The organism is Methanosphaera sp. DEW79, from assembly GCF_003266085.1.
GTDB classification, from domain to species: Archaea; Methanobacteriota; Methanobacteria; order Methanobacteriales; family Methanobacteriaceae; genus Methanosphaera; species Methanosphaera stadtmanae.
Genome location: NZ_MUZW01000070.1, coordinates 35,280 through 46,298, shown reverse-complemented (window position 1 = coordinate 46,298; position 11,019 = coordinate 35,280). Strand labels below are relative to the sequence as shown.

The following is an 11,019-nucleotide window of genomic DNA, read 5'->3' as shown; positions in this document are numbered from 1 at the left end:
GTAAATGTCAATGGTTATGTTCTTGATGAACATAATAAAGTAGTACCTTATGGTAAAATTGTAATTAAATTAAATGGTAAAACACATCTCATAAGTAATATTACAAATAATAAAATTAATTACACATATACTATTCCTAATTATGAGGCTAAAAAATATAACTTACAATATGTTTATGTTGCAAATGATAAGTATGATAGATATGAATTAAATAAAACATTAATCATAAATAATGATGAAAAAATGAAATCAACCACAATACTGGTGGATGATTTTGAAACATATAATGGTGGCTTATTAACTATGACTGGAAAGGTTGTAGACAGTAACCAGAAACTTGTAAATGGAGGTAATATTTTATATAAATTAAATGGTAATACAGTGGAGTTTGTACCTGTAATAAATGGAACTTTTGAATTTAAAAAAGTAATACATAATATGGGACTTAAAAATTATGAATTAACATTTGCATATGGTCTTATAGGTTTATATGACCGTTCAGAAGCAAATAGGATTTTATCAATAACTAACAAAGAAGATCCATTAACAAAAGTCATAATCAATGCCAGTGACATAACCTGTTATGCTGGAGGAGGAGTTTCTGTTAAAGGAACAGTAAAAGATGAATTTGGACATCCTTTAAATAATGGTAGTATTATAATTAAAATAAATGGTAAAACAGTGATGGGTTGGAATGCACCTTTATCTTGTCCTATAGTAAATGGAAAATTTGAGAATAGTTTTGTAATACCAAATTATTCTGTAAAAGACTATAAGTTACAATATATACATGTACAAGATGATAAATATGCAAGATATGAATTAAATAAAACCCTTACAATTAAAAAACAACAATCAGTAATATCATTCATACCCTATGATCAATATCATCCGTATTTTGATCCTTCATTTGAATTTGTAGGTCCAGGTGAAGTGTTATACTTAGCAGTTTCAGTAAATGGATTAGTAACAGGAAATATTGCTTCAAGTGGTAATATAAGTTTGAAAGTTAATGATAAATTATATCAGATTAATAATAAAACATTAACTGCTCCTATTAAAGATAACAAGGCAATATTTAAATATACAATTCCTAAAAATGCTAAATCAGGTTCAGTATTTAAATTAACACTTCTCTATTCTGGTTCATCAAACTTCTATGAAAGTGAATTAAATGCTACTGTTGAAGTTATATAAGTATTTTTTTTCTTTTTTTCTTTTTTAGTCTTTCAATAACTTTTTTGTATAATTAAGTGCAAATAGCTATTTTAAGTATAACTTTTTATTTATTAAGTTATAACTTTTACTTTTATAACTTATAAATAGTATGTTGTTATATAAATATTATTATAGAAAAAAAGATGTAATTAATTCTTTTAGGAGTTAGTATATGAGTGAAATTATAACAATATTAAATCAAAAAGGTGGTTGTGGAAAAACAACAACTGCAGTAAATCTTGGAGCAGCACTGGCTCAACTAGGTAGAAAAGTGTTGGTAATTGATATAGATCCTCAGGGTAATGCAACAACAAGTTTGGGAATAAATAAGAGTGAAATTGAAACATCAACTTATGCTTTGCTTCTAGGTAAATGTTCATTTGATGAGGCAATTATGGAGACATCAACTCCTAATTTATATGTTATTCCAAGTAACATATCCTTAAGTGGGGCAGAAATGGAACTAACTAAAGAGATAGGTTATCATTATATTTTAAATGAAAAAATAGAAGATAAATGTAATATGTTTGATTATGTATTCATCGATGCTCCACCATCACTAAGTATACTAACATTAAATGCATTAGTAGCAACTGATAGTGTTATTATTCCAATTCAATCAGAATTTTATGCATTGGAAGGAATGGCTGATTTACTTAAAACTATTAATTTAGTAGAATCTAGATTAAATAATCCATGTCCTATTAAAGGTATATTAATTACATTATATGATCCTAGAACTAGATTGGCTAGGGACGTGGTTGATAATGTTAAAACATTCTTTAAAGATACTGAATACATTTTTAAAGAAAAAATACCACGTAATGTAAAATTAGCTGAAGCACCAAGTCATGGACAACCATGTATCACATATGATCCAGAGTGTAATGGAACTAAATCTTATATGAAACTAGCTGAAGAATTAATTAAATTAGAAGGTGAATCTAATGAGTGATAATGCATTGGGAAGAGGATTAGATGCTCTAATACAAAAACCTGAAACTACAAAAAAACAAAAGAAGAATGTTAAATCTGAGAATGAAAATAATAATAATTATGCATTATCTGATGAAAAAATTCAAGAAATTAAGGATGAAATAGAAAAAAATCCAAGAATAAGTTTATGGTCTGCTAAATCTGCTGCATGTTTAAGATATCTTAAGAAAACAACACCTGAATTTAGTATTAGTAGTGAAGCTTCATATATATTAGAAGAAGCTATAGCTAAGAAATATCCTGAAATTTGGGATATTTTTGAAGATTTATAATCTAAAAAATTTAACATAATTATATCCCATAAGTTTTTTTTAGATTAAAACTTATACTGGAGAGTAACATAGATTGTTACTTGTATTATCTTTTTTTATAGTAGTGTACTTTGATATGAGCCACCAACTTTAACAAATATTTTACATTGGTTAATATTGACACCAAGCTCTTGTAACTGTTTTAAATTATTTATTTTACGTCCTATTTTTTGAAGATGGGTTATACGTCGTGCTGATTTTAATCCAATACCTGGAACTTTAATTAATTCTTTGTATTTAGCAGTATTTACATCAAGGGGGTATTTATCCATATTTTCTAATGCAATATTGTATTTTGGATCGTTATTTAAATCTAAAAATCCATTATCATCTAAAACAATATCTTTTTTTGTAAAATTATACTTTGAAAAAAGATATTCCATTTGATATAATCTTCCTGTTCTTTTATTATCACATGCTTCATGATTTTCAAGAGGTGTTCCTTTTATTGGTCTAAAACTACTGAAATAGTTATAAAGAACGTTGTATTTCTTTTTAAGATAATCTATTCTATTTAATATATCTTCATCATTTTCTTCGTTAGCACCAACAATAATCTGGGTTGTATGTCCACTACTTGCCAGACTATGATTTTTTTTATGGAGTCTATCAATCCAATCTAAGCGTTTGAGTATGTCTTTATCGTAGTTTTTTGTACTTGATAAATCACTTAATCCATCCTTTGTAGCAGCTTCAATGTTGATACTTACTCTGTCTGCTAGTTGCATTGCATGTTTTATATGATCTTTACTTGCTCCAGGAATTACTTTAAGATGAATATAACCCTTATAGGAGTATTTATTTCTAAGAAGATATGCTGCATGATTCATCTCTTCCATAGTTCTATCAGCATCTTTTATAATTCCAGAACTTAAAAATATGCCTTCAACAATATTATTCTCATAATACTGCATATATATACGTGCAAGAGCATCAGGACCAATATGGGCTCTTTGGTACTTATGTTTCATACAGTTGGTACAGTATGCACAATCATTATTACATTGATTGGTCATTAATATTTTAAATAAAGGTACTTCTCTATTTCCCGCCTTTGCATGGTATATTCCATCTTTAAGTTTATCAGTTTCTTTGAGAATGTTATCTACATTATAATTAACATAGTTACATCTATCATAATATGCTGCATCTGATAAAAGCTGTAAATCTTGAAAAGTACTCATATGCTATTTCTCCTTTTTTTATTATAAACTACTTTAATCTTTTTTATTAAAGAAACTTTTTATATTAATTCTTAGAAATAAAATATTAATCTATTAATAATGTTTTATCATTGGTTAATAAGTAATGTTAAGGGAGGTTATGGTATGGATTGGCTATTGATAATTGTAATTTTGTTAATTATAATAGTATTAGCTTTAGTAGTGAAATTCTATAATGACTTAGTAAATGGTCGTAATAAAGTTAAAAATTCATGGAGTCAAATTGATGTACAACTTCAAAGACGTAATGATTTAATACCTAATATAGTAGAAACTGTAAAAGGATATGCAGGTCATGAAAAAAGTACATTTGAAGAAGTAACTAAGGCAAGAGCAAACATGGCAAATGCAACATCTGTAAAAGAAGTTGCTGAAGCTGATAACATGTTAACTGGTGCACTTAAATCATTATTTGCAGTAGCAGAAGCATATCCTGAATTAAAGGCTAATAAGAATTTCTTAGAGCTACAAGAAGAATTGTCAGATACTGAAGATAAAATATCATATGCAAGACAATTCTATAATGATACAGTTCTTAAATATAATAATTTATGTGAACAATTCCCTAGTAATATTATAGCAAAATTATTCCACTTTGAAGAATCAGAATTCTTTGAAGCTCAAGAAGGTACTAGGGCAACACCAAAAGTAAAATTCTAATTTATTTAAACTTTTTTTATTTTTATTTTTTTATTTTCACTTAAATTTAATTAATTTTTAATTATATACTATTATTATTAACTAAAAAAGTGTTTGTTTTGGTGATTTTATGAATAAAAAAACAGTCACAGCATTAAAAATACTCACAATAATATTTTTTATTTTAATGTTACTTTCATTTTCATCAGCAAATGATGATAAAGATAATGTTTTTGTAAAAAAAATAGTTTCAATACAAGAGGATGGATGTGTAAATATAACTGAGGATTTTAATTATACTCTCAGATTACATCCTAATATCTATAGAAATATTCAATTAGATGATAATCAGGAAATATCTAATATTTCTATTGAAACACCAGGATTTTATAATAACTACAACATATCAAATACATCAAATGGTGTTCAAATTCATGTATCATTATATTCTGATGCTGAAAAAACAAAGCCTGTTGTTAATCAAAGTGCTAATGTAATCTATCATTATAAAAAAACAAGGGCCATAACAATGTATAATGATGTTGCAGAATTTAAATATGATGCATGGGATATGGATAGTGGTGTTGTAAGAATGACAACTTACATTCAATTACCAAAGAATCATGAAAATGTAGAATTCTGGACAAATCCATCATATTATGTCTCAAGTAACATATGGATTACACATAACACTTTACAAACAAGATTTAGAAGTATTGAAGCAAATAAAACAGCACAACAGATTCTAATAATACCTAAATCACAATTTAACACAACAATAAATGCAAACGTAGTAAATATAGATGCAAAAAATTCTATAGAAGATAATCAAGAAAAATATGAGGATAATTTGAATTATAATTATATGGTAACATACATAACTTGTGTATTATCTATAATACTACTACTAACGCCTCTTGGAATCTATTATAAATATAATAGACAACCAAAAACATCAAATAATAAAATAATACAAAAAATACCATATAATGATTCACCATTATTTATAAATAATATTATACATGGAAATGGTAATTATGTGACTATAGATGGGTTTTATGCAACAGTTGTTGATTTAGTAGATAAAAAATATATTGAATTTATAGATGATACAACTTTTAAAATAAATAATAAAGAGTCACATCTATTAGATTATGAAATTGATATACTTAACTTTTTTATTAATCAAAAAAATAAAAATCAAGTTATAATTGATAAAATAGATGAAGTATCTTTTAATAAATTTATAAGTAAATGGATGAAAAAATCATATGAATCTATTTATAGAAATAAAATGGATTTTTTCCAAAACACAAGTCAAAAACTATATAAAATATATTCAATAATAACAAGTATTTATGTTATAGGGGCTTTATACTATGTTTTATCATTACAACCGGACGTGCCAACTATAAATTGGGCATTTAGAGCAACAATAATTCTAATTCCTGTTATAATACTAACAGCAGTACTTTCATATAAAGTTCCACGACAATGGACCAACTATGGAATTAAATATTATAATAATTGGAAGAATTTTGAATTATATCTTACAGATTATAATTTAATTAAACAATATCCTCCAGATATGAATCAGATAAATAAGTACATAATATATTCAATAGCATTGGGTGATATAAGAACATTTAATAGGAATATGGAATTATATTTCAAATATAATACTATGGAAAATATTGAATATGGAAAGTACATTAAATTATATTCAATATTGTCTTCTAAATTTAAGAACATATAATTAGAATTCATCTCCTTTATTTTTTTAGAAATAGATATTACTAACATGTTATAAAAATAAGATTAATTATTTAATATGGGGTATTATCATGATTAAAAAGAGTCATGGAAATCTAAAGAAGTTTACAATAATTCTCTTAGTATTTACACTTCTCATACTTCCATTATCATTTGCTGAAGGTGATTATACTTTACCTAACGTTGAAAAACATATTAATGTTACAGATGATGGAACAACAATTATATCTGAAGATATAACATACTCTATTAGTGGAACAATAAATGGGGTATATAGGGATGTTGGTTTATCAGGTGATCAACGATTAGAAAATATATCAGTTGAAACACCAGGATATTATAATACATTAGAGGTTATAAATTCTTCTAATAAAGTCAAAATTAAAGTACACTTATATAAAGATGAAGCTAAAACAGAAAAAGTATCTGATGAAGATGTTAGAGTAATATATCATTATAACTTCATAAAAGGAGTTAAAATATACGATGATATAGCTGAATTACAGTATAAATCATGGGGTTCTGACTGGGATAGTGATGTAGATAACTTAGTAACATACATACAAATTCCAGGAAGTCATAATAATATTGAAATGTGGAACAATCCACAATATATTGTAAAAGAATCCACATGGACTTCTGATGATACATTAAAAACACAATTCAAACCACTTAGCAGTGGTCAATTTGCAGAACAAAGAATATTAATGCCAAAAGAGTACTTTAAAAGTACTCAAAATGCTGATGTAATTCATAAGAATGCAAAAGCCCAAATAGAACAAGATCAAAAGGAATATCAGGAAAGTCAAGAAAATCATAATATTTTAATGAAGTTCTTATCTTTCTTTGCAATACTAGGTATATTGTCACCAATACCAATTTATATAAAGTATGGTAGAGAACCAAAAATAGAGTATAATGAAAAATATGAAATGGATTTACCAACAAAACATTCACCAGTCTTTGTTAATACTATTATAGAAGGTGCTATTGGTGAGACAGATGAATATGGATTCCAAGCATCATTACTTGATTTAATTGATAAGAAATACTATAAAATAATATCTAGTAATGAGGATGATGTAGTATTAAAACAAAAAGATAAAGATATGAGTCTACTTAAACAATATGAAATAGATATTGTAGATTATCTTTCAAAATTTAAGGATGATGAAGGACATATTTCATTAAGTAGTATGGATTCTGTAGAATTTAGTAAATTTATGGATGCTTGGAAAATAGATGTAAATAAGGAAGTAAATAGCTTAGAAGTACGAAAACTATTTAATAATAGGGGTAATCAGGTTGCATCACTAGTATGTGCACTGCTATTAATTAGTGGTTTGATAATAATAATCTACAGTAGCCTTACAAAGGGTGATTATAATAATATTGCATTAGTTCTAGGTGTTATATTAACGATAGAATCAGCTATAGTATTTGCACTACCTGATACAATATTTGGACAATGGACATCTGAAGGAAAGGAATTCCATGATAAATGGAAAAACTTTGAAAAATATATTAAGGATTATAGTCTCATAAAAGAATATCCTCCAGCATCTATACAAGTATGGGGAAAATATCTTGTCTATGCAACAGCACTTGGATGTGCAAGTGAAGCAAGTGGAAACATGAAAAAATACTTTAAATACATAAATCTACCAGAAGAACAATACTATGAATCAGATGCAGTATTTTTCTCAATGTATGGAGGAAATATGTTTATGCATTCATTATTACATGATCCTGACACATCAATCACAGATACAGGCTCCTTTGGAGATATTGGTGATGTTGGTGGTGGATTTGGTGGAGGTGGAGGTGGAACATTTTAGATTAAAAAAAATAATCTACATGTTCTTTCCCCATTCTTTTTTTTAAAATAAGATTTTAAATTATAATATCTACTTTATGGTTACAGTTAGGACAAGCACATTTATCCTTTATGTAACTTTTTATACTGTTGCTTCTATCAATTAGTAGATGTCTACAGTTTTTACAATACGTATTATTCTTGTAGGATACAGGGACATTTCCAGGATAAACATATTTTAATCCAAGATATTGTCCAAGATCACATGCTTTATACACGATATTTGCAGAGGTAGGTTCAAGTGAACTTAGTTTATATTGTGGATAGAATGCTGAGAAATGAAGTGGTATCTTATCAGATAATTTAACTACGAAGTTTATTATCTTTTTCATATCAACAATATTATCATTATATCCTGGTATTAATAAATTGGTAATTTCTGTATGAATATTATTTTTTACATAGAATCTTACAGAATTTAGTACAGGTTCAAGTCGTCCAGAACAAACATTTTTATAAAATGCATCATCTAAACTTTTAATATCAACATTAACAGCATCAACATATTCTAATAAATTATCTAAAGTTTCTTGGGATGTGTATCCATTTGTAACAAGTATTGTTTTAATATCATATTCTTTTGCAAGATGAGATGTATTTATTATCCATTTTGGATGTATTGTTGGTTCATTATATGTCCATGAAATACTTGGAATATCATTATCTATTGCTTTTTGAACTATTTGTTCTGGAGTATATGATTTTGTAGGTACAATTAAAGCATTTTCAGGTCGTGCTATTGTGTGATTTTGACAATTCATACAATTTAAGTTACAACCAACAGTTCCTATGGATAATGTTTTAGTTCCAGGTAAGTAATGATATAATGGTTTTTTTTCTATTGGATCTATTGCAACTGAGGCTGCATCAATTACATTTTCATCATCATATTGGGGGTTTTGTTTACAAATTGTATCTATATCAGATTTACAATAATTTGGACAGATATTGCAGGTCATCTAATTCTCCTTTAAATGTTCATAACCTGTTATTTTCATAGTTTTAACAGATTTTTGACTTATTAATGTAATTTTATCAGAGTTATTTACTTTACCAATAATATGTATATTATTTAATTTATCTTTATATTTCAAGTATTCTTTTTTATCTAATGTTAATAATAGTTCAAATTCCTCTCCAAAATGGAGAAGGTATTCATTTAATGATTTGTTATTTTCAGTAGCTATTTGTGAAATGTGCTTGTTATATGGAAGTTTATCTGCATATATTTCAAATCCAATGTTGGTATTTTTTTCATGTAAATGTCCTAATTCAATAGCAAGTCCGTCAGTTATGTCTGTCATACTAGTGATGAGTGTGGGATGTTCTCTAAGAAATTTAGCAGTTTTTACTGGTAGATTCGGTTCAAGAATGCTCTTTATAATCTCTTCATATTCATTAGATAAATCTTTAATTTCATATTTGCTAAGTAAATCTAGTGCTGCAGCAGGCATTCCAAGTTGTCCTGTTATAGCCACCAGATTATCTTCTTGAATATTACTTTGTAATTTAATATTTTTATTTATTTTTCCCGTGGTAGTTGCACTAAGAATAATTTCATCTGACTGATTAAGATCTCCTCCAATAAGAGTTACACCATATTCCTTACATTTATATAAAATACCATCAATTATTTCATCAAATTCATCTATTGTTAATGTGCTAGGAAGTGCCATTGCTATGAGAATAGATACTGGTGTTGCATTCATTGCAAGAATGTCACTAACATTTACTGTTACTATTTTTTCTCCCATCTGAAAATAGGTCATTTGTTTTGGAAAATGAGAATGTTGTATAAGCATATCTGTTGATAAGACAGTATATTTTGAAGTATTTTCTTCTATTGCAGCATCATCATGGTAACTTTTAAGAATTGTATTATCAATATTTCCTAGAGTTTCATCTCTTTTCTTAAGAAGTCTTTGTATTAGTTTTCTTTCGCCTATCTTTGATATTTTCATATTAATCATAATTAAATTTTTAAAATTAGTATTAAAAAAAAGGGAGGTTATTTTGTTGTATTGTTTATAAGTATTTATTTACTTTTTCAGATACAATATCAACTATTTTATCATCTGCACCTATTGGTTCGGTGTAAATTATTTCTCCATCAAACTCAACTTTTTCTACTTCACCATGGTGATGGTGGTGATGATGCCCATGTTCATGGTGATGTTCATGTTCGTGATGATGGTGTCCATTAGGTTCTTCTTTTACTTCTGGTTCTAATCCAAGTATTGTTGGTATGTCTCTTTTTGTATGCATTCCATGTGCTAAAAAGATAGGTGTTACTATTATTCTGTTAACTCCTGTTTCTTTAAGTTTGTTAAATGCTGTTGGTATGTTTGGTTCAGCTAATTCCATGAATCCTACTTCTATGTTGTAATCAGGTTTTGTTTGTGCATATTTTTCTGCAATTGCACTTATAACTTCTTTGTTGTATGGTAGTCTACTTCCATGACCTATTAATAATATTCCAGTATCATTCTTTGAGTTTGAATTTGTATCCATATGTTATTACTCCTTCTTCTCCATCTTCTCTTATTTTTCTAAATACTACTTCTACTTCGTCACCAATTTCTATTTCATCGAAGTCGCAATCAACAATTTGTGCTGTTATTTTAGCTCCTTCATCAAGCTCTATTATACCTACAGCATATGGTGAATTATTTTTGAATTCATCAGTAGCAGCATGGATTATTGAGTATGTATAAATTTTACCTGTTCCTTTAAATTGGAGATCTTCAATGCTTCCGTGGCTTCTACAGTTAGGACAAACTACTTGTTTTGGAAAAAATGTTTCTCCACATGTTTTACATTTAGTTCCTATTAAATTATATCTTTGATCGTTATGACGCCATCCTCTTATAATGTCACTCATATATAATCCTCCGTATTGAGTTATGTTTTTTTTATTAATAATTTGAAATTTTCTTTTTATTAATAAACTATTTCTTAGTTATTATATTAAATTAACATCTAT

General features: G+C 27.0%; 11 protein-coding genes. 6 read left to right on the top strand and 5 right to left on the bottom strand.

Annotated elements, in window-relative coordinates:
- The 3 genes from BZ132_RS07620 to BZ132_RS07610 all read left to right on the top strand — a co-directional run.
- Window positions 1–1,197: hypothetical protein (locus tag BZ132_RS07620; RefSeq protein ID WP_286940712.1), on the top strand; the 1,197-nt coding region annotated here is incomplete at its 5' end.
- A 193-nt stretch (window positions 1,198–1,390) separates the two neighbouring features.
- The gene (locus BZ132_RS07615) at window positions 1,391–2,173 is read left to right on the top strand and encodes a ParA family protein (RefSeq protein WP_011407137.1); all 783 of its coding nucleotides are present in this window, start codon (window positions 1,391–1,393) and stop codon (window positions 2,171–2,173) included.
- Window positions 2,166–2,486 carry a hypothetical protein gene (locus tag BZ132_RS07610; RefSeq protein ID WP_011407136.1) on the top strand — a complete coding sequence of 107 codons (321 nt, stop codon included), beginning with the start codon at window positions 2,166–2,168 and terminating at the stop codon, window positions 2,484–2,486. The genes BZ132_RS07615 and BZ132_RS07610 overlap by 8 nt, the downstream gene beginning before the upstream one ends.
- Window positions 2,487–2,581: 95 nt before the next feature.
- Here BZ132_RS07610 and BZ132_RS07605 read toward each other — a convergent pair whose 3' ends face one another.
- Window positions 2,582–3,709 (bottom strand): radical SAM protein, encoded by a 1,128-nt coding sequence (locus BZ132_RS07605; protein ID WP_011407135.1) that lies wholly within the window; start codon window positions 3,707–3,709, stop codon window positions 2,582–2,584.
- 144 nt (window positions 3,710–3,853) lie between these two features.
- On the opposite strand from BZ132_RS07605, the gene BZ132_RS07600 reads away from it, so the two are divergent.
- The 3 genes from BZ132_RS07600 (at window position 3,854) to BZ132_RS07590 (ending at window position 7,998) form a co-directional block, all read left to right on the top strand.
- Window positions 3,854–4,408, top strand: coding sequence for a LemA family protein (locus BZ132_RS07600; RefSeq protein ID WP_011407134.1), 555 nt, complete (start codon window positions 3,854–3,856; stop codon window positions 4,406–4,408).
- A gap of 109 nt (window positions 4,409–4,517) precedes the next feature.
- Window positions 4,518–6,143, top strand: coding sequence for a DUF2207 domain-containing protein (locus BZ132_RS07595; protein WP_286940711.1), 1,626 nt, complete (start codon window positions 4,518–4,520; stop codon window positions 6,141–6,143).
- Between the two features lie 88 nt (window positions 6,144–6,231).
- Window positions 6,232–7,998, top strand: a complete 1,767-nt coding sequence (locus tag BZ132_RS07590) for a DUF2207 domain-containing protein (RefSeq protein WP_286940710.1) — start codon at window positions 6,232–6,234, stop codon at window positions 7,996–7,998.
- A gap of 55 nt (window positions 7,999–8,053) precedes the next feature.
- Here the strand turns inward: BZ132_RS07590 and amrS are convergent, their stop codons facing one another.
- From amrS to BZ132_RS07570, 4 genes are read right to left on the bottom strand one after another with little or no spacing between them, the layout of a single operon-like run.
- A complete protein-coding gene (gene amrS / locus BZ132_RS07585) occupies window positions 8,054–8,995 on the bottom strand; it encodes an AmmeMemoRadiSam system radical SAM enzyme (protein ID WP_011407131.1) in 942 nt (313 codons plus the stop codon).
- The gene (gene thiL, locus BZ132_RS07580) at window positions 8,996–10,006 is read right to left on the bottom strand and encodes a thiamine-phosphate kinase (RefSeq protein ID WP_112149787.1); all 1,011 of its coding nucleotides are present in this window, start codon (window positions 10,004–10,006) and stop codon (window positions 8,996–8,998) included.
- Window positions 10,007–10,061: 55 nt separating this feature from the next.
- The gene (gene cfbA, locus BZ132_RS07575; protein ID WP_011407129.1) at window positions 10,062–10,547 is read right to left on the bottom strand and encodes a sirohydrochlorin nickelochelatase; all 486 of its coding nucleotides are present in this window, start codon (window positions 10,545–10,547) and stop codon (window positions 10,062–10,064) included.
- Window positions 10,519–10,917, bottom strand: coding sequence for a Zn-ribbon domain-containing OB-fold protein (locus BZ132_RS07570; RefSeq protein ID WP_112149786.1), 399 nt, complete (start codon window positions 10,915–10,917; stop codon window positions 10,519–10,521). The genes cfbA and BZ132_RS07570 overlap by 29 nt, the downstream gene beginning before the upstream one ends.
- Window positions 10,918–11,019: the final 102 nt, after the last annotated feature.